Raw genomic sequence first — 18,728 nt, forward strand, 5'->3', positions numbered from 1 at the left:
GTTGTGGGAGCGCGCCTTTGCTACGAGACGTAGAAAGTACTGGATAAGCTGTGTCCATGAGTATTCTCTTCAGCATCCTGGTGTTCTTGCACATCGTCGGCGCAGCCATGATTGTGGGCTACTGGATCGCCACCATCAAGGAGCCCACGGTGCATCCGCGCCAGCGGGACGGCGCCTTCCTGCAGTTGCTCACTGGAATTGCCATGATGGGCCTGATCACGGTTCCTGAGCTGAACATGCACGCCAACTATTTCAAGCTCGGCATCAAGTTCGCTATTGCCGTTGCCGTCGCGGTCCTTGCCGTGATCGGCTCCCGCAAAGTCAAGAAGGGCGAGCCTGTTTCGACCGGCCTTGCCCACGGTGTGGGTGGCCTGGCCTTGGTCAACATCGCCATCGCCACACTCTGGAACTGATTCCGCTCCCCCACGCCAAAAGAAAAGCCGCCCGCGTCTGCGCGGGCGGCTTTTCCATCAGTGCCGGTCAGTCCTTTGCTATGCAGAACTCGTTGCCTTCGGGGTCCTGCATGACGTCCCAGTGGAAGTCTCCAATGTCATGGCCCTCCACGAAGACGGCCCCTAGCCGTTCGGCCTTGGCACGCAAGGAAGCTGCGTCGTCGTCGTGAAGGTCCAGATGCAGGCGCCTCCGCCCCTCTGTGGGGTGGTCCACCTGTTGGAAGGCCAGCTGCGGCATACCAGGGCCGGCAGGCTGCAGCCAGATAAATCCTTCGTACTGGGCGGATACCGGCAAGCCCATCAGCTCCGACCAGAATCCGGCGAGGCCGTCGGCGTCTTTGGCGTTGATGGTAACCGACGCAATTCTGGGCCCCTGTAGTGCGTCCGTGGAGCGCTCCTCATTGTCCATGCCGCCAGTCTAAGTGTCACAATCCACTAACAGCAGAATGGCCGTGCACGGCTGACGGCGAGTCCCTAGGATTGACACGGTGGCAGCCGGCCCGCGCCGGTCGCCGATAGACAACTACCCCAAGGAGTGGACATGGCAGCAGTACGCACCGCACACACGGTTTGGAACGGCAACCTGATCGAGGGTTCCGGTAACACGACACTGGACAGCTCAGGCCTCGGCACCTTCGATGTCACGTGGAAGGCCCGCACGGAGCAGGCCGGCGGCAAGACCAGCCCCGAGGAACTGATCGCTGCTGCACACTCCGCGTGCTTCTCCATGGCGTTCAGCCACGCCTTGGCGCAGGCCGGCTTCACCCCGGAAGAAGTCAACACCAAGGCTGACGTTACCTTCGTCCCCGGCACGGGCATCACGGGCAGCCACCTGACTCTTAGTGCCAAGATCCCGGGTATCTCGGAAGAGGACTTCCGCCGGATTTCCGAAGAAGCCAAGACCGGTTGCCCCGTTTCGGGCGCCCTCGCCAGCATCGACATCACCCTCGACGCAACGCTTCAGGCATAGCCGCAACGCTGCGGGCCCCTACGGGAAAGGCCCCGCACCAGACTGGTTTCAGTCATGGTGCGGGGCCTTTCTGCGCCAGCCTCCTGGGCCCGGGTTCAGGCAGTCTGCGGGCGTGAAGGCAGGGGTCCGGGACGCACGCTGCGGTAGCCTTCGCGAAGAGGTGGTCGGTCGGTAGGGAGTTCCTGGACCATTTCCTTGAGCGCACCGATGCCGTACTCAAGCTGGGGATCCGTGGCGGCAGCGTAGGCGTGCGGGGGGAACAGCACTTCGATGTCCGGATCTACGCCTCTGTTTTCGACATCCCAGCCGATCCCGCCGCCGAACCACGTGGCGTAGCGGGGTTGGGTCACACCCGTTCCATCAGCCAGGGCAAATCGGTTGTCAATGCCTACTACGCCGCCCCAGGTCCTGGTCCCGATGACCGGGCCAATGCCCCTGAGCTTGGAGACCTGCGTGATGATGTCGCCATCGGAACCTGCAAACTCGTCGGCCAGGATGACCACCGGTCCTCGCGGCGCGTGGTGTGGGTACGTCCTCGGCTTTTCGCCACGGGGCATGCTCCAGCCGGTGACTTTGCGGCCGATGAGCTCAGCCACGAGCTGTGACGTGTGGCCACCACGGTTGCGGCGTACGTCCACGATCAACCCGTCCAATGCAGTTTCGGTATCCAGATCGCGGTGGAGTTGCGCCCAGCCGTTGGCCATCATGTCCGGAATGTGGAGATAACCGAAAGTACCACCGGATGCCTCGCGGACCGTGCGGCGGTTTGCCCGTACCCAGTCCTGGTAGCGGAGCCGTTCCTCGTCACGGATGGGCACCACGGCAACCCTGCGTTGCGCTCCAGCGGATTCCCCGTGGCCGTCGCCGTTGAGCAGGGTCAATTCCACTGTCCGGCCAGCCGCGCCCACCAACTGCATAGCAGGCGTCAGCGCCGCGGAAAGTTCGACGCCGTCAATCGCCAACAGGACATCGCCCGCCTTGGCGTCCGCCCCTGGACGCGTCAACGGCGACGTCGCGAGCGGATCGGACGACTCGCCTGCAAGGATGGCAGAGATCTCCCAGCCCTTTTCACCGAGGTGGAACTCTGCTCCCAACCGGCCCTGGCCGTTCCTCCCGGGTTCGTTGACGGGGGCCGGACGGACGTAGGCATGCGAAGTACCCAGTTCGCCGTGGATCTCCCAGAGCAGGTCCACCAGGTCGTCGTGCGATCCGAGGCGGTCAACGACGGGTCGGTAACGGTTGTAGACCGACTGCCAGTCCTGCCCGGCCATGTCCGAGGCCCAGAAGAAGTCGCGCTGCAACCTCCATGCTTCCTCAAACGCCTGGCCCCATGCGGCAACCGGGTCCAGGACCACGCGGATCCTGTTCAGTTCCACCTTGACCAACTCTCCGGATTCCTCGTCGACCTTCGTGTCGGAGGGCACCGAGGTGACCTGCTGCTCCAAGACGTAGACAACCCGCTTGAGGTCCGCGGACAAACGGTAACGGTCAAGGGCCTTCACCAGGACGCTCTGCGTGCGCTTGGCAAGGTCGTAGCGCACCAGGGACGGGGCAACCTTCTTGTCCTGCAGTGTGCCTTTGCCTTCGCCGGTCACTCCGGACAGCTCAGTGTCAAGCCACAGAAGGGCACCCTCGGCCGCCGCCAGTTCTGAGTAGTTGCCTTGGGGCACGGGGACGGCGATAACGCGCTGGGCCAGGTTCTCCGAATCCACGCGCGTGACGGGAGTGCCGTCGTCGTCGGACTTTCCGGAGGCGGCCGGGTCCTCGCCCAAGGTGTCCACCGACGGTCCGAAGGGAGACGGGGTATCCGCGGCGAGCGCAACGAGGTAGGGCTTGATGGGGCTTGGGAAAGAGAGGTCGAATGAGTGTCCGTCATAGACGGGGTCGAAGCTCCGGTTGGAGAGGAAGGCGAGGAATTTTCCGTCGGGAGTAAATCGCGGTGACTCGTCGCAGAAGCGGCCGTCCGTGGCGTCGATAATCCCGGCCCCGTCCTCGGCGGGCCGGGTAAGCCTCAGCTTGCTGCGGGAACCGAAGGACGTAACCGGCTCGGACCAGGCGAGCCATTGGGAATCGACGGACCAGGAGAACTGCTCTACGCTGCCTTCCCCTATGCTGAGCAGGCGCTTCAGTTCGCCGGAAGCTGTGTCAGCCACAAAGACGTCACCGAACGAGGTGCCTATGGCCAGCCAACGCCCATCGGGGCTGGCTTCCAGGGCACTGGTGCGTGTCGGTGCCGGGAAGTCCACCCGAATGGCCTCGGATGCTCCCGCACCGCTGCCCGTCGCTTGCTCTTCCACGTCCGCCGCTGTGTCAGGAGACGGTTGGGCTTGGCGGGACTCCTCGCGTTCCGGCGCAACGGGGGTCACAACCGGCTGAGGCCCTTGGCCCACAACGTTCGACGCTGAAACGGGCTTGGGCAAGGGATCTGCTGCCGCAGTCGCTTCGGCCGGCGATTCCGGTGCTTGGAAACTCTGCACTTGGATGGCAGGAACCAGCCGTGCGGCAATCCGTTTGATGTATACGGCCTCCACGCCACCGTGGTCAGCTACATAAGCGATCCTGCCGTCGGTCAGCGGCCTCGGCAACCGGGCCCGCACCCCAGGAGTCGCTTCGACCACACGGGACGGACCGTCCTTGTGGCGGAGCCAGTGGACCGTACCGTGGGACTCCACCGCGCTGGCGGTACCCAAGGCATTCGGGAAAACGTCTCCGAGGTGCGCAGCGACCTTCAAGGGCGATGGACGGCGGGCAGGCGACGCCGAGCCAAGCGTAATGTCCAGCTTCCTGGCAACTGCATCGGGCTCCAACGACGGCAGGAGCCACAGCTCGCCGGCGGATTCGAAGATGACCCGCTGACCATCGGTGCTCGCGTGCCGAACATAGAAGTCCTCGTGGTCAGTGTGCCGTGCAAGGCCCGAACCATCAGGCAGCACCGAGTAGAGGTTTCCGTACCCCTCGTGGTCCGAGAGGAACGCAATGCGGCCGCGGATCCACATCGGGTCCGTCAGGTTGCCTTCGATCGCCGGGAGCAACCGTTCATACTCGCCATTTCCGTCGGCGTCGATCCACAACTTGCCTGCCGTGCCACCCCTGTACCGCTTCCACCATGCCGGTTCGCGGGAAAGGACGCTGGCCAGGACCACTGGCTTTTCATCACCGATCTCAGGTCCGAAAGCCACGGCCTCCACTGGTCCAAACGGCAGTTCGACGGCGGATCCACCATCCAGCGGCAGGCTGTAGGCATGCGTGTGGCGGCTTTCGGCCTGCTGGAAAGCGCTGGTAACCACGATGTTGCCGGCGGGCGTGAAACCCCGGACCTTCGTGGTGCTGTGGCCAAAGTAACTCAGTTGCCTGTAGTCACCGCCGTCGATGTGCGCGGTCACCACTTCCGGTGCGGTGCCCGCAACGGCTGTCCAGACGAGCCGCTTTCCATCCGGCGTAAAGCGCGGATTCCTGGCCGGTAACTGCTGGGATGACACCCGCCAGGCACGTCCGCCCGTCACCGGTGCGATCCAGATGTCGTCTTCAGCCACGAAAGTAACAAGGTCACCGTGGACATGCGGGAAACGGAGGTAGCTGGAGGAGGTCATTGTTCGATCATAGTCAGATGGGTGACCTGGCCCTTGCCCTTTGGACCGTGTTTTCGGCCCGTGCCGCAGCATGGTGAGATGGGTCATGCGAATCGTGATGTCCGGGGCATCCGGAATGATTGGAACCGCCCTCACCACAGTGCTCTTGTCCCATGGCCATGAAGTGGTCAGGCTCGTGCGCCGCCCCGCCCGCTCTTCAGACGAGTATTCCTGGGACCCGACGTCCGGGATCCTGGATGAATCGGTGCTGGACAGCGTAGACGCGGTGGTCAATCTCTCCGGCGCAGGCATTGGAGACCGGCCTTGGACCAAGGGCAGGATCAGGGTGCTGCATGATTCCCGTATCCTCCCCACCCGGACCCTGGCAACGGCAATGGGGCGACTAAGCCGTCCGCCCCTTGTATTCGTCAGCCAATCGGCCTCCGGTTATTACGGGGCTTCCAGGGACGAAGTGCTTAACGAAGGCTCCGGGCCCGGCACCGGCGTACTCGCCCCCTTGTGCACCGAGTGGGAAGCAGAAGCAAGAAAGGCCCCGGATTCCGTCAGGGTGGTAATACCCCGCACCGGCGTCATCCTCAGTCCCGCCGGAGGAGCGTTGGGACCTTTGCTTCCTCTGCTCAAGGTTGGACTCGGAGGGCCATTCGGAAACGGACGCCAGTACTGGCCGTGGATCACCTTGGAAGATGAAGCGGCCGCCTTGGCTTTCCTTATCACCGCCGAAGTCGAGGGTCCGGTCAACGTATGCGCCCCGGGCCTGGCTGACGTAAACACCATCGTCTCCCACCTGGCGAAGGCTTTCCAGCGTCCGGCGCTGCTTCGGGTGCCCCGACCGGCGCTCCGCCTGGTTCTTGGCGGTTTGGCCGATGAACTGGTTCTGGCCAACCAAGCAATGGATCCGGGCCGTTTGGCTGGAGCGGGTTTTCAATGGACCCACCCCAAGCTCAGCGACGCCATGGCCTGGTTGGCAGCCGAGGCCAAACGCTGAGCCCACCTCAGCTCATTCTGGTGCCGGCGCCAGTACCTCCGAAATCAGCCACTGGCCTTGCACTTTGGCAAGGACCAGGCGCAGTTGCTGCGGCTGCCCCGGGGGCTCCCAGTGGAGGACGGCGCCTTGGGCATCACGTTCCTCATAACCGGACGACACGGCAGCCAGCGATACAACGGCGTGGTCGCCCTGCACGAAGTCCACGGCCACGCCATTCAACTCGGTTTTCAGCCCGACGAAGCGGATACCCTGCGACTCCAACTTCTTCGCCAGGGCCGCGTCGGCCGCCTCAGCGGGCGAACCTGGTGCGTTGACCAGGCCAAGCAGGTCCGGGTGCCCATCGCCCAGGGCTTGGTCACGCGCTGCAGACAGGGCAACGATGGCCGCGGCAGGATCACTTGAGCGAAGCGCTTCGACCACGGCTGGAGGGAACTCCGTGGGGCCCAGGGTGGCAATCACCGGGCGTGACGCCGCGGACCCGGCTCCGGCTTGCTTCGCCGGCAGTGTCGACGTTCCGTTTCCTGTCCAGCTGATCAATGCCAGCAGGCCGACAAGGCAAACACCGAGAACTCCCGCAACTGCCTTTGCGGGAACCCGGGACACGAGCCGTTCACGGCTGCGTGGGTGGCCGCGGCGAGACACCGGGACATGCACCGGCGACCCCTGATCCCGGCGCTCCACCGCCACTGGCGATCGCGTTTTCATTTTTTGCCTGGACCGCCTTGCCGGACGGACGGGCCACAGGGCAGGGAGACCCCTGTCTGCCACTGGTCTCCTTACCCGATGGGCTGCGGGCCGTGCCGGCGTCCCGGTTCCCCGTGACCTTCGAAATCTCCTGAACAGCCTGGCACCGTTCTGTGCCCTGGTGGAAGCCGCGCCGTCTGGACGCCTCGTCAGCAACTCCGGAATAACCGATTCATGCACGGAGCCAACGAGGTCCACCGGTACAGGTGCAGCACTCCGGTAAATGGCTGTCCCCAGTTCCTTGGCGTTCGGGCGTGCGCGGGGGTCCGGATCCAGCCCCGCTTCCAAAGCGGCAGCGAGTCCTTTCGGTACGCCAGGGACGAGGATGGACAGCGGCGGACGGTGCCTCGCGGGCTCCGGGGCCATGCCCGTCAAGCAATACCAGCCCAACGCCGCCAGCGAGAAGACGTCTCGTGCAGGCTCAATGCGGGCGTCACCCCCGGGCCGGTTCGCTGCATCCCGGTCGGTGAACCCGGGTGTGCCGGCGTCCCGGGACACCTGCAGTTCGCCCAGCAGCCCGGCCACCCCAAGATCGGCAACCAGTGGCTTCCCGTGGGAGGTAAACAGGACATTTCCCGGGGAGATGTCGCCGTGCACGATCCCCTGGTCATGCAGGAAGGCCAACGCCTGGGCAATGGGGGTCAACACGGTAACCGCCTCGCCAACGCCCAAGCTGCCGCGCCCACGGACAAGGTTAGCCAAGGACCCGCCCGCCGCATAATCCATCACCAGGCCCCAACCATCGAAACCCTCCGCGCCGACAGGCACAACCTCGTGAACGCGAAGCAGGTGCTCATGTCTGGCAAACGAGAGAAGGCCTGCCTCGCGAAGGATCCGGCCCGCGGCACCCTGCGGGTGCAACTGCTCCTCAGGACCAACCGGAACTGTCACGACCTTGATCGCGAAACGGACGCCATCTGCATCCCTCGTCGTCAACCAGACCGATGCCGATCCGCCGCGCCCCAGCATCCGCGACGGTGTGTGGCCTGAAATGACGGGAGGCACTGCAGTGCCGGTGTCCAGAGTGTCCATGTCAAAGGTCTACCCGAAGTCGGAATTCCCTGCAGAAGTTATCCACAGGCCGCCGCACGCTCGGACCTCGGAGCAGCGACCCGGATGCGACTGAGAGGTTCACCACAAAATCATGGGCAGCGTCCTGCTGGGTCTAAGCTTGAACGCATGACTCTTGAGTTTTCACAACTGGGTCTTGCCCCGGATTTCGTTGATTACATGCAGGGCTGGGACCTTCAGCGCGAGATCCACAACAAAGTTGTTGCCGGTGAGAAGAACAGTACCGTCCTGCTTCTCGAGCACGCCGCCGTTTATACGGCAGGCAAACTCACGGAGGATCATGAGCGTCCATTCGACGGAACTCCGGTGGTACCCGTTGACCGTGGCGGCAAACTGACATGGCACGGCCCGGGCCAGCTCATTGCCTACCCCATTATCAAACTCAAGAACCGCTCGGGGATCCGGGATTATGTAGAGCGGCTTGAAGCCACCATGATCGCCGTGATGTTGGACTACGGAATCAAAGCCGTGACCGTCAAAGGCCGCGCAGGCGTGTGGGTACTGGCCGACGACAAAGGACCGGACCGCAAGATTGCCGCAATCGGCATCCGTATCCTCGATGGCGTAACAATGCACGGTGTGGCCATCAACTGCAGCAACGACCTGGCGCCTTACGCGCAGATCATCGCGTGCGGCATCACCGACGCCAGCGTCACCACCATGTCGCTGGAGACTGGCCGGACCATCAATCCGGAAGACATCGTTGACCGCTTCGTGGAAGAGTTCCGCAAGCACGAAGAAGCACTCGTTTCCACTCCAGAAGGAGCACTCCAGTGACCCTGGCACCTGAAGGCCGCAAGATGCTGCGTATTGAGCAGCGCAATTCGGCTGTCCCCGTTGAGCGTAAGCCTGAGTGGATCAAGGCGAAGGTCCAGATGGGTCCTGAGTTCGTTGGGTTGAAGAACCTGGTGAAGAAGGAAGGCCTGCACACGGTGTGTGAGGAGGCCGGGTGCCCGAATATCTTCGAGTGCTGGGAAGACAAGGAAGCGACGTTCCTGATCGGCGGGTCCGAATGTACCCGGCGGTGTGATTTCTGCCAGATCGATACCGGCAAGCCCTCACCGCTGGACCGGTTCGAACCCACCAAGGTGGCCCGGTCCGTGCAGGCCATGCAGCTGCGCTACGCCACCGTGACCGGTGTGGCCCGCGACGACCTCGAAGACGAGGGCGTGTGGCTGTACGCCGAAACGGTCCGCAAGATCCACGAACTGAACCCCGGCACCGGGGTGGAGTTGCTGATCCCGGACTTCTCCGGCAAACCCGAACACATCGCCGCGATCTGCGACTCCAAGCCCGAGGTGTTCGCGCACAACGTCGAGACCGTGCCCCGGATTTTCAAGCGGATCCGGCCCGCGTTCCGGTACGAACGCTCCCTCGATGTCATCACCCAGGGCCGGGACCTGGGCATGGTGACCAAGTCCAACCTGATCCTGGGCATGGGCGAGACCCGCGAGGAAATCTCCGAAGCCTTGCGTGACCTGCACGCTGCCGGGTGTGACCTGATCACGATCACCCAGTACCTGCGCCCGTCCGAACGGCACCTGCCCGTGGACCGGTGGGTCAAGCCCCAGGAGTTCGTGGACCTCCAGCACGAGGCCGAGGAGATCGGCTTCCTCGGCGTCATGTCCGGTCCCCTGGTCCGGTCCTCCTACCGCGCCGGACGGCTCTGGGCCACCGCGATGCGCAAAAAGGGCTGGGACATCCCCGAAGCCCTCGCCCACATCGAGTCCTCCGGCACCACCCGCCAAGAAGCCTCCACCATCCTCGCCGCCCACGGCTAGGCGAAAGCTGCGCGACACCCGCACTCCCTGCAAACAGGGGTCCGGTCCTAAGGCGTACATCACGTAGAATTAAGGCACTATGGCGAACTCCCCTGATTCCAACAATTCGACCCCTTCGGCCGACGCACCAAAGCGTGGGCTCTTCCAGCGCAAGCCCAAGGAAGCCAAGGCCAAGAAGCCAAGCCAGCTGAAACAGATCGCTGAAGTCTTCAAAATGACCCGGCGCAACGATCCGCAGGTTGTGCTGATCATGGTCCTGGCATTCCTTGCTGTCGTGGCCGTCGCCTTCGTTGTTGGCTTCCTCCTGGAGAACTGGGTCACCGGCCTGATCATCGGTATCCCACTGGGCCTGCTCGCCGCCGTCTTCATCCTGTCGCGTCGCGCTGAGAGGGCCGCTTTCGCGCAGATCGAAAACCAGCCCGGCGCTTCCGGTGCCGCCTTGGGAACGCTCCGCCGGGGATGGGTCACCCAGGACCAGCCGGTAGCGGTAAACCCGCGTACCCAGGACGCCGTCTTCATGGCCATTGGCCGTCCGGGAGTTGTCCTGGTTACGGAAGGCCCCAGCCACCGGGTCAAGGCCCTGGTGGACGCCGAACGCAAGCGTTTGGGACGTATCCTGCCCAACGTCACCATCCACGTCCTGGAGTCCGGCCGCGGCGAAGGCCAGGTTCCGCTGAACCAGCTCGCCAAGACCATGGGCAAGTTGAAGAACGAACTGACCAAGGTTGAGGTCAACGCTGTTTCCAAGCGCATCAGCTCCTTGGGGAACCGGCTTCCGATCCCGAAGGGCATCGATCCCTACAAGGCTCGCCCGGACCGCAAAGCGGCCCGCGGACGCTGACGGCTTCAAAGAACGCGCCCCGGCCCTCGAAGGAGGGCCGGGGCGCGTTTGTGTCTGGATGTCCGGATGCTACATGCGGATGAGAATGGTGTTCATGGCTTTGTCGTGAAGGCCCCTCTGATCCGGATCGAAGATCACTGCCGGGATCACCAAGCAGACGAGCACCGTCCTCACGATGGCAGCCAACGGGCCGGGGCGCCCTCCGGCCAGGCGCACCACGTGGATGCCCGCAATCCTGTGCCCGATGCTGTATCCCAGGGTTCCTATAAGGAGGATCTGCTCAACCGCGAAAATGGCCAAGGTTGCCCATTGGTTGCCGTCGAAAGCGAAGTTGCTGATGACCAGGGCAATGGTCCAGTCGATCACTATGCCCAGGATGCGCCGCCCGGCGCGGGCCATGGAGCCAGGCCCCGACTCGGGAAGGCCCAGCCGTTCGCCGGGATATTTGGAGATGCCGGACGTATCCGGACCGCTCAACCAGGAGCCAATGTCTTTACGATCAACCACCATTTAAGCCTACCGGCTGTGGGCACACCCGTCCGACGCGGAAGGCACCGGGCACGTTCGAAACCTGCCCACGGTGTTCGCCCACCGGACGCGCATGGACCAGGCACCCGTAAGCCGACTACCGTTTACACAACAGATGATTCTGTAACCTGCCGGAAACAATGCTGACACTCCCGGGAAATCCCGTCTCCCTAAGGTGATAGAAGTTGCCAGCCACCGCGGCAAGGGGAAATTTTTGTGTCTCCAGGTCTTCGGCTTGGGCTGGACCATACGGCCTTCCGGGCCTGTTACTTGATATGCATAAGGAGCATAGATGTTCAAGACTGCGGACGAAGTCCTCAAGTTCATCAAAGAAGAAGACGTCAAATTCGTCGATATCCGCTTCACTGACCTCCCGGGCGTCCAGCAGCACTTCAACGTGCCGGCCAAGAGCGTCGATCTCGACTTCTTCGTGAACGGCCAGCTCTTCGACGGTTCCTCCATCCGCGGCTTCCAGGGCATCGCCGAATCCGACATGCAGCTCATCCCGGATGTCACGTCGGCTTTCATCGACACCTTCCGCATCGAGAAGACCCTGGCCCTGAACTTCTCCATCGTCAACCCGCGCACCGGTGACCCCTACCACCGCGACCCCCGCGGCGTGGCCGAGAAGGCTGAAGCCTACCTCGCTTCCACGGGCATCGCGGATACCGCGTTCTTCGCTCCCGAGGCCGAGTTCTTCGTCTTCGACAACATCCAGTACGAGTCCTCCCCGCAGGGCAGCTTCTACAAGGTCGATTCCGAAGAGGCGCACTGGAACACCGGCCGCAAGGAAGAAGGCGGAAACCTCGGCTACAAGACGCCGGTCAAGGGCGGTTACTTCCCGGTCTCCCCCACCGACAAGCAGGCTGACCTCCGCGACGCCATGTGCGTCGAGCTGGACAAGGCCGGCCTCGAAGTCGAGCGCTCCCACCACGAAGTTGGTTCTGCCGGCCAGGCCGAAATCAACTACAAGTTCACCACGCTGACGGCAGCTGCTGACGATCTCCAGAAGTTCAAGTACGTCATCAAGAACACCGCTGACGCCTGGGGCAAGTCCGTCACCTTCATGCCGAAGCCGGTCTTCGGCGACAACGGCTCGGGCATGCACTGCCACCAGTCGCTGTGGAGCAACGGTGAGCCGCTGTTCTACGACGAGAAGGGCTACGCCGGCCTCTCGGACACCGCTCGCTGGTACATCGGCGGCCTGCTGAAGCACTCCTCCGCAGTCCTTGCTTTCACCAACCCGACGGTGAACTCCTACCGCCGCCTGGTCAAGGGCTTCGAAGCCCCGGTCAACATGGTTTACTCGCAGGGCAACCGCTCTGCCGGTATCCGTATTCCGATCACGGGCACCAACCCGAAGGCCAAGCGCATCGAATTCCGCGCTCCGGACCCGTCGTCCAACCCGTACCTGGCGTTCGCTGCCCAGCTGATGGCCGGTATCGACGGCATCCGCAACCGCATTGAACCCCCGGCTCCGATCGACAAGGACCTCTACGAGCTCCCCGCCGAGGAAGCCAAGGACATCCCCAAGGCTCCGGGCACCCTCGAAGAGGCACTTGAGGCACTGCGTGAGGACAACGAGTTCCTGCAGGCCGGCGGCGTCTTCACCCAGGACCTGATCGACACCTGGATCGAGTACAAGTACGAGAACGAGATCCGCCCGCTGTCGCTGCGTCCGAACCCTTACGAGTTCGAGCTCTACTACGGCGTCTAGTCACCTCCCGGGACAAAGCAGGCTTTGCCCGGCAGGAGACCTGCCGGTCTCCAACCGCTGAGGGCCGCCAACAGGAAGCATTCCTGTTGGCGGCCTTTCGCATTGAGTTCGCAAAGCACCCAGCCGCCAGAGTCACCAGAGCCGGGCCGACTCCTCAGTGCTCGGCAGCAGGGGACTTCCCAGGTTGCTCGGGTGCCGCGCATTCCTCGCAGAACACCCTGTCGGTTTCCTCACCGCAGCATTGGCAGCGGTGAATCAGTGCTCCTGTTTCAACTACATAGGCTGTCATAGCGTCAATGGTGCCGACCGCGCGAGGCCGGGACACGAGTAGCGTGTACTCGTCTTTTCGCCACCTGCCCGGGGCGACTACTTGGTCAAGGGAAAACTACTTGCTTTCCAGAAAGCCCATGCCGTGGGCGCCAGCGACGCCCAGCCCCGGAAGCCCGGCGTCGCCTGCCACGGATTCCTCGTCCAGAAAGGTGGCAAAACAACGCCGGCAGGCATAGTGTCCCGGAGTTGCATGCCGCGAAGCCCAGTGCGGACCGGCCTGGGCGCAACGAAAGCAGGCAGCATCCGAAAAAGACGCGCCGTCCGCGTCGAGCCTCACCGTCACGGGATGAATCCTAGGGCAAACACCCGCCATCGAACAGGGCTTCGGGCACCCTCTTACTGCTTGCCGTATTTCTTGTGCACCGCTTGCTTGGTCACTCCCAGGCACAGGGCAATTGCCTCCCACGACAATCCGGCCTGACGGGCCGCCCGAACCAGCGAGGCCTCGGCCCTGCCCACTTCCTTATGCAGTTCCGCTACGGCATAGAGCGCTTCCGCAGGTCCCATGCCATCCATCGATCCAACCAGTGTTTTCATCCGATCCACCTCCATGACGTCAACCATAGTTGACGACGTGATGCGCGTCAACAAAAGTTGACGCGGGCAGGTCAAGCAAAAGACCTGAACATAATGCGTTGCGGCCCGGAACTGCCACCCAGATAGCGTCCGGCATCGTCAAAGCCGGCTTTCGCGTACGCCGCCCTCGCGGCCGGATTGCGCTCGTTGACGGAAAGCACGACGCCGGCCTCCCCGCCTTCCAGCTTTGCCGTCAGCTTTCGTGCTTCATCCACCGCCGCTGCCGCAGCCAGCTGCCCAAGCCCCCTGCCTTGGCTTGCCGAATCAATGGCGAATCCCCTCAACAACCAGGCCGAGGAATCATCCCGCCAACCAGCAAGGGAGGCCGCGCCGGATTGGAGGGTCAACACGCCAACCACCGCTCCCCCGGATTCAATGGCGAACGGAAAGCGGGAGGGATCCTCAAGGGCAATAAGCATCATGCGCAGTGGATCTCCTACGAATTCGCCCTGGGCGGGCAGAATACCCACCTCCGCAATGTCGCCGAGTTTGATGGCGCGCGCGTCCTCGTCCAGGGTTTTAAGGGGTATGAGCCACACGGACTGGAACCCGACCTGATTCTTATAGCTCACAAACACCTTCTTTCCGTCACATTCCCGCACTCTCGGCCCATTCCCGGTTAGGGTGGATCCAACCACCCTTCCACCTAAGGAACCTCGCCCATGGGCCAGCCGAACGTCATTCTGATCTGCGTCGATGAATGGCGGGGAGACTGCCTCTCGGCTGATGGCCATCCCTCTTTGGAAACCCCACACCTCGATGAACTGGCCCGGAATGGCGTGCGGTTCTCCAAAGGATACTCGGCGACTCCGTCCTGCGTGCCCGCCCGCGCCGCCCTCTTTACGGGACAATCCCAGGAACGGCACGGCCGGTTGGGATACAACGACGGCGTCCCGTTCCATGCAGCGCACCCTGTGACCATTCAATCCGAGTTCAGGAATGCCGGTTACCATACCCAGGCCATCGGCAAGATGCACGTCTGGCCTGAGCGCTCAAGGTTGGGATTCGACGATGTCATCCTCCATGACGGCTACCTGCACCACGCGCGCAGGGAACACCGGCAGCACTTTGCCCTGTTCGACGACTACGTTCCCTGGCTCCGCAGGCAACCCGGGGTGGCGCCGGACGCCGATTACTTCGATCATGGCGTCAATTGCAACTCTGTGGTCGCCCGCCCCTGGGACAAGCCGGAGCACCTGCATCCCACGCACTGGATCGGCACGCAGGCCATCGAATGGATGCAAAGGCGTGACCCTGTGAAGCCGTTCTTCCTCTACCTGTCCTTCCACCGTCCGCACCCACCCTACGACCCGCCGTCGTGGGCTTTCGAGCAGTACCTCGACATTCCGCCCTACGAGGCCGTAGAGGGCGACTGGGAGCAGCACTGGGAGGACCACCGTGCCGATGGCGACTACCAGGCAAGCCATGGTCACCTTCCGGATCGCGTCGTCCACCGGGCCCGGGCCGGCTATTACGGCCTCATGGCCCAGATCGATCTGCAGGTCAACCGCGTCAAGGAGTCGCTGGCGGACTTCGGCCTGCTGGACAACACCGTCATCGCTTTCACCAGCGATCACGGCGAAATGATGGGTGATCACCACATGTTCAGGAAGGCCGTGCCCTACGAGGGGTCTGCCCGGATCCCATTCATCATCGCCGATGCCCCAAGTGCCCCCGACTCCGCACGGGGCGCGGTGGTGGACCACGTAGTGGAACTGCGGGACCTGATGCCCACCCTGCTGGACTTGGCTGGATTGCCCATCCCGGACAGCGTGGACGGCAAATCCCTGGCGCATCTTGTCCGCGGCGAGGGCACGGCAGCCGTGCGCAAGCATTTGCACGGTGAACACGTCTACTGGGGCCAAAACCTGCACTGGCTGACCGACGGCCACCACAAATACATTTGGGGCTCCGGCAAGGGCACGGAAGAGCTGTTCAACCTTCACGACGACCCCCAGGAACGCCGGAACCTGGCCTCCGACGCTGCACACGGCGAGGAGCTTCGAAAATGGCGCGGGCTGATGGTCGACGCCCTGGGCCAACGTGAAGAAGGCTTCGTGATGGACGGCGCTCTGGTTCCCGGGGCACCCGTAGTGTCCATCCTCCGGCACACCAGGGAAGCCCTGGCAGCTCAGGTTCCGTAGAACTCCTTCTCGAAAACACTCCGGGCACGTCGGCTCAAGCGCAAGTAGTCTTCTTCGAACCGGCCGGCAGTACCGGGCTCATAGCCGCACCAGCGGGCCACGGCCTCAAGATCGCGGCGCGAGGACGGCAACAGGTCGGACGCTCGGCCCGTCACGATGACATTTGCCGACCGTATGCGGCTGGCCAGTTTCCATGCCTGACGCAGCAGGCCAGCGTCGCCCTTTCCTATCAAGGCGAGCTCTTCGGCGGCGGCAAGCGCCTCAAGGGTCGACGTGGTACGGAGCTCCGGATGCTTGCCTGCATGCTGGAGCTGGATCAGCTGCACGAGCCACTCGACATCGCTCAGGCCACCCCGGCCAAGCTTCACGTGGCGGGCAGGATCGGCGCCCCGTGGAAGCCGCTCGGATTCCACCCGTGCTTTAACGCGCCGGATCTCCCGTACATCCTGCTCGGACAGTTCATTCGGGTACCTGATGGGGTCGATCAGCCGGATGAAGTCCGCGCCCAGTTCGTCCGATCCAGCCATGGGCCGGGCGCGCAGAAGCGCTTGGGCTTCCCAGATCAAGGACCACCGCCGGTAATACTCGGCATATGATTCCAAGGACCGGACCATGGCACCGTTCTTGCCCTCCGGCCGGAGATCGGCATCCACCTGCAGCACCCTCTCGGCCATGATGGCCGGCTTAAGCGGCTGGGTCAGGAGGCTCGAGATTTTCGCGACGATCGCCGTCGCCTGTTCCTGCGCTTCAGCGTCGGTGAACCCGGGCCGGGCCCGGTGCACGTACATGACGTCGGCGTCCGATCCGTAGCCAATCTCGCGCCCGCCTTGGCGGCCCATGGCCACCACCAGGACATCGGTCTTCAGGGGCCCCGCGTCGGAGATTGCTGCTTCCGCCACATGCAGGGCGCCCAATACCGCTGCGCGGTCCGTTTCAGCCAGGGCCAGACCAACAGCGTCCTGGTCCAACAACCCCGCGCTGTCCGCGATGGCCGTACGCAGGATTTCGCGACGCCGGATCAGTCGGATGAGGCGCATGGCACTTTCCGGGTCCGGATGCCTCGAGAGCTTGGATTGGATCTCCTGCCACTGCGCCGCGAACGGGATCGGAGCCAGCTCCTTGTCACTTCCCAGCCAAGCCACCGATTCCGGCGATACCTCCAGCAGGTCCGAGATCAGGCGCGAGTTCGCCAGTACTTGGCACAGGCGTTCCGCCGCAGCCTGGGAATCCCTAAGGAGTCCCAAGTACCAGTGGGTGGTCCCCAAGGCCTCACTCACCCGCCGGAAAGCCAGCAGGCCGGCGTCGGGATCCACGCCCTCGGCCAGCCATCCAAGAAGGATAGGAAGCAGCTGGCGCTGCAAGGCCGCTCGACGGCTGACCCCGGCTGTCAGGGCTTCGATGTGGCGCATGGCACCCTGGGGATCAAGATAGCCCAGGGCAGCGAGCCGTCCCTGGGCTGCTTCCGGGCTGAGCCTGGCATCCTCGGTGCTGAGTTTCGCCGCCGTGTTGAGCAGAGGGCGGTAGAAGATCCGCTCATGCAAATCACGGACTGCCCGTTTGGTCTTCTGCCATGCGCCGATCAGTTGGTCCGGATGCGGTCGCTCAAGCGAGAACGGTCCCAGGACGGCTTTGGCCAGGAAGCGCTGGGCGTCCTCGGCCACAGGCATGAGGTGGGTGCGGCGAAGTTGGAACAACTGGATCCGGTGTTCAAGGACGCGAAGGTACCGGTACGCGTTGTCGAAGGCTGCAGCGTCGACCCGCCCAATGTACCCTCCCGCGGACAACGCGGCGATCGCGGAGGTTGTGTCACGGCACCGAAGGGTCTCGTCCGACTTACCGTGGACCAGTTGCAGGAGCTGGACGGTAAATTCCACGTCCCGGAGCCCACCACGGCCCAGCTTGATTTGGCGCTGCTCCTCCGCGGCAGGAATGTGGTCTGTTACGCGCCGCCGCATGGCCTGGACGGATTCCACAAATCCTTCGCGGCCCGCTGAAGCCCAGACAAGCGGCTCCACGGCTTCCTCGTAGCGCTGGCCCAATTCCCGGTCGCCGGCAATGGTCCGGGCCTTGAGGAGTGCTTGGAATTCCCAGCTTTCAGCCCATCTGGCGTAGTAGCTCAGGTGCGAAGCGAGGGTCCGTACCAACGGACCCGACTTTCCTTCGGGACGCAAGTTTGCATCCACTTCCCACAACCCAGGTTCGGGGGCAAAGGAAGAAATCGCCCGGGAAATGCCCGACGCCAAAGCGGTTCCAATGGTCGCAGCACGAGCGTCATCCAACTCTCCCGCCTCAATAACGTAGATGACGTCGACGTCGGAAATGTAGTTCAGCTCGCGGGCACCACATTTGCCCATGCCGATGACGGCAAGCCCGACGCCGGCAACCTCCGCAGCGTCAAACTGTCCTGTCGCTTCGGCCCGGGAGACGGCCAAGGCCGCCTCGATGGCTGCACCGGCGAGGTCCGCCAGCTCGGCCCCGACGGCCGGCATGAAATCCTGCGGCGACGCCGCGCAAAGATCCTTGATGGCAAGCTCGGTCAGGCCCCGTCGGTACGCCGTCCGCAGGGCCGTGTACGCGGGAAGGCCTGTCAGGGCGGCGACAGGACGAACTGCACCCGGCTCTGCTTTGACGGACCGCAGCAGGAGTGAACGAAGTTCTTCGCTGGACGCCGAGAGCGGCTCCGGGCTGGCCTTGGTGTTGAACACATCCAGATGCTCCGGCCTGCGCATGAGGAACTCACCCAACGCTTCCGAGGCTCCCAGCAACCGGTACATCGGCTCGCTGGTATCGGGGTCCGCCGCGACCAGCGTTTTCAGCCCCGGATGCTTCTCGATGAGCCGTACCAACGACTGCAGGGCGGTATCCGGGCTTGCAGCCAACGAAAGGCCGCTGAACAGTGCGTCCTGCTCTATCCCCTCGAGCTCCGGGGCAGCAAGGAACCGCTCGCCCTTCTCCAGGTCACTGAATCCAGCCGAGATGAGCCGGCGTGCAAGGCTCAT

The 18,728-nt window shown here is 63.5% G+C and carries 15 protein-coding genes; 8 read left to right on the top strand and 7 right to left on the bottom strand.

Features of this window, described 5'->3' with window-relative positions; all coding sequences use genetic code 11:
* The first annotated feature begins 56 nt into the window (after positions 1 to 56).
* Entirely contained in the window at positions 57 to 413 is a 357-nt protein-coding gene (locus ACFVSJ_RS18895; protein ID WP_387438513.1) for a hypothetical protein, read from the top strand.
* A 67-nt stretch (positions 414 to 480) separates the two neighbouring features.
* Here the strand turns inward: ACFVSJ_RS18895 and ACFVSJ_RS18900 are convergent, their stop codons facing one another.
* A complete protein-coding gene (locus tag ACFVSJ_RS18900; protein ID WP_387438514.1) occupies positions 481 to 861 on the bottom strand; it encodes a VOC family protein in 381 nt (126 codons plus the stop codon).
* 132 nt (positions 862 to 993) lie between these two features.
* On the opposite strand from ACFVSJ_RS18900, the gene ACFVSJ_RS18905 reads away from it, so the two are divergent.
* Entirely contained in the window at positions 994 to 1,422 is a 429-nt protein-coding gene (locus ACFVSJ_RS18905) for an OsmC family protein (RefSeq protein WP_387438516.1), read from the top strand.
* A gap of 95 nt (positions 1,423 to 1,517) precedes the next feature.
* On the opposite strand, the gene ACFVSJ_RS18910 is transcribed toward ACFVSJ_RS18905, so the two are convergent.
* The gene (locus ACFVSJ_RS18910; protein WP_387438517.1) at positions 1,518 to 5,012 is read right to left on the bottom strand and encodes a S41 family peptidase; all 3,495 of its coding nucleotides are present in this window, start codon (positions 5,010 to 5,012) and stop codon (positions 1,518 to 1,520) included.
* A gap of 85 nt (positions 5,013 to 5,097) precedes the next feature.
* On the opposite strand from ACFVSJ_RS18910, the gene ACFVSJ_RS18915 reads away from it, so the two are divergent.
* Positions 5,098 to 5,997, top strand: a complete 900-nt coding sequence (locus tag ACFVSJ_RS18915; RefSeq protein ID WP_387438518.1) for a TIGR01777 family oxidoreductase — start codon at positions 5,098 to 5,100, stop codon at positions 5,995 to 5,997.
* Between the two features lie 12 nt (positions 5,998 to 6,009).
* On the opposite strand, the gene ACFVSJ_RS18920 is transcribed toward ACFVSJ_RS18915, so the two are convergent.
* On the bottom strand, positions 6,010 to 7,773 hold the full coding sequence (locus ACFVSJ_RS18920) for a serine/threonine protein kinase (protein ID WP_387438519.1): 1,764 nt from the start codon (positions 7,771 to 7,773) through the stop codon (positions 6,010 to 6,012).
* 147 nt (positions 7,774 to 7,920) lie between these two features.
* Here ACFVSJ_RS18920 and lipB point away from each other — a divergent pair, with 147 nt between their 5' ends.
* From lipB to ACFVSJ_RS18935, 3 genes are all read left to right on the top strand, one after another.
* Positions 7,921 to 8,589, top strand: a complete 669-nt coding sequence (gene lipB / locus ACFVSJ_RS18925) for a lipoyl(octanoyl) transferase LipB (RefSeq protein WP_387438521.1) — start codon at positions 7,921 to 7,923, stop codon at positions 8,587 to 8,589.
* Complete coding sequence (lipA, locus tag ACFVSJ_RS18930; protein ID WP_387438522.1) at positions 8,586 to 9,593, top strand: lipoyl synthase; 1,008 nt, start codon at positions 8,586 to 8,588, stop codon at positions 9,591 to 9,593. The genes lipB and lipA overlap by 4 nt, the downstream gene beginning before the upstream one ends.
* A 79-nt stretch (positions 9,594 to 9,672) precedes the next feature.
* Positions 9,673 to 10,434 (top strand): DUF4191 domain-containing protein, encoded by a 762-nt coding sequence (locus ACFVSJ_RS18935; protein ID WP_387438524.1) that lies wholly within the window; start codon positions 9,673 to 9,675, stop codon positions 10,432 to 10,434.
* A 69-nt stretch (positions 10,435 to 10,503) separates the two neighbouring features.
* On the opposite strand, the gene ACFVSJ_RS18940 is transcribed toward ACFVSJ_RS18935, so the two are convergent.
* A complete protein-coding gene (locus ACFVSJ_RS18940) occupies positions 10,504 to 10,941 on the bottom strand; it encodes an RDD family protein (RefSeq protein ID WP_387438526.1) in 438 nt (145 codons plus the stop codon).
* A gap of 313 nt (positions 10,942 to 11,254) precedes the next feature.
* Between ACFVSJ_RS18940 and glnA the strand changes: the two genes are divergently transcribed.
* On the top strand, positions 11,255 to 12,679 hold the full coding sequence (glnA, locus tag ACFVSJ_RS18945) for a type I glutamate--ammonia ligase (RefSeq protein WP_387438527.1): 1,425 nt from the start codon (positions 11,255 to 11,257) through the stop codon (positions 12,677 to 12,679).
* A 666-nt stretch (positions 12,680 to 13,345) separates the two neighbouring features.
* Here the strand turns inward: glnA and ACFVSJ_RS18950 are convergent.
* Together ACFVSJ_RS18950 and ACFVSJ_RS18955 are read right to left on the bottom strand one after the other, a co-directional pair.
* Entirely contained in the window at positions 13,346 to 13,561 is a 216-nt protein-coding gene (locus ACFVSJ_RS18950; protein WP_216923798.1) for an AsnC family protein, read from the bottom strand.
* Positions 13,562 to 13,617: 56 nt separating this feature from the next.
* The gene (locus ACFVSJ_RS18955; protein WP_387438529.1) at positions 13,618 to 14,157 is read right to left on the bottom strand and encodes a GNAT family N-acetyltransferase; all 540 of its coding nucleotides are present in this window, start codon (positions 14,155 to 14,157) and stop codon (positions 13,618 to 13,620) included.
* A 90-nt stretch (positions 14,158 to 14,247) separates the two neighbouring features.
* Between ACFVSJ_RS18955 and ACFVSJ_RS18960 the strand changes: the two genes are divergently transcribed.
* A complete protein-coding gene (locus tag ACFVSJ_RS18960; protein WP_387438530.1) occupies positions 14,248 to 15,729 on the top strand; it encodes an arylsulfatase in 1,482 nt (493 codons plus the stop codon).
* Here ACFVSJ_RS18960 and ACFVSJ_RS18965 read toward each other — a convergent pair.
* Positions 15,717 to 18,728: a bifunctional [glutamine synthetase] adenylyltransferase/[glutamine synthetase]-adenylyl-L-tyrosine phosphorylase gene (locus ACFVSJ_RS18965; RefSeq protein ID WP_387438532.1), complete on the bottom strand. Its 3,012-nt coding sequence runs from the start codon at positions 18,726 to 18,728 to the stop codon at positions 15,717 to 15,719. The two genes, ACFVSJ_RS18960 and ACFVSJ_RS18965, sit on opposite strands and share 13 nt — an antisense overlap.

The sequence above is a fragment of the Paenarthrobacter sp. NPDC058040 genome, from assembly GCF_042885775.1.
Lineage (GTDB): Bacteria > Actinomycetota > Actinomycetes > Actinomycetales > Micrococcaceae > Arthrobacter.

What these genes read in the sequence shown, in the direction of transcription:
- ACFVSJ_RS18965 (WP_387438532.1), bottom strand. Translation starts at nt 18,728, where the DNA reads ATGAGCCTTGCACGCCGGCTCATCTCGGCTGGATTCAGTGACCTGGAG.
- ACFVSJ_RS18915 (WP_387438518.1), top strand. Translation starts at nt 5,098, where the DNA reads ATGCGAATCGTGATGTCCGGGGCATCCGGAATGATTGGAACCGCCCTC.
- ACFVSJ_RS18960 (WP_387438530.1), top strand. Translation starts at nt 14,248, where the DNA reads ATGGGCCAGCCGAACGTCATTCTGATCTGCGTCGATGAATGGCGGGGA.
- ACFVSJ_RS18950 (WP_216923798.1), bottom strand. Translation starts at nt 13,561, where the DNA reads ATGGAGGTGGATCGGATGAAAACACTGGTTGGATCGATGGATGGCATG.
- lipB (WP_387438521.1), top strand. Translation starts at nt 7,921, where the DNA reads ATGACTCTTGAGTTTTCACAACTGGGTCTTGCCCCGGATTTCGTTGAT.
- glnA (WP_387438527.1), top strand. Translation starts at nt 11,255, where the DNA reads ATGTTCAAGACTGCGGACGAAGTCCTCAAGTTCATCAAAGAAGAAGAC.
- ACFVSJ_RS18920 (WP_387438519.1), bottom strand. Translation starts at nt 7,773, where the DNA reads ATGGACACTCTGGACACCGGCACTGCAGTGCCTCCCGTCATTTCAGGC.
- ACFVSJ_RS18895 (WP_387438513.1), top strand. Translation starts at nt 57, where the DNA reads ATGAGTATTCTCTTCAGCATCCTGGTGTTCTTGCACATCGTCGGCGCA.
- ACFVSJ_RS18905 (WP_387438516.1), top strand. Translation starts at nt 994, where the DNA reads ATGGCAGCAGTACGCACCGCACACACGGTTTGGAACGGCAACCTGATC.
- ACFVSJ_RS18935 (WP_387438524.1), top strand. Translation starts at nt 9,673, where the DNA reads ATGGCGAACTCCCCTGATTCCAACAATTCGACCCCTTCGGCCGACGCA.
- ACFVSJ_RS18910 (WP_387438517.1), bottom strand. Translation starts at nt 5,012, where the DNA reads ATGACCTCCTCCAGCTACCTCCGTTTCCCGCATGTCCACGGTGACCTT.
- ACFVSJ_RS18900 (WP_387438514.1), bottom strand. Translation starts at nt 861, where the DNA reads ATGGACAATGAGGAGCGCTCCACGGACGCACTACAGGGGCCCAGAATT.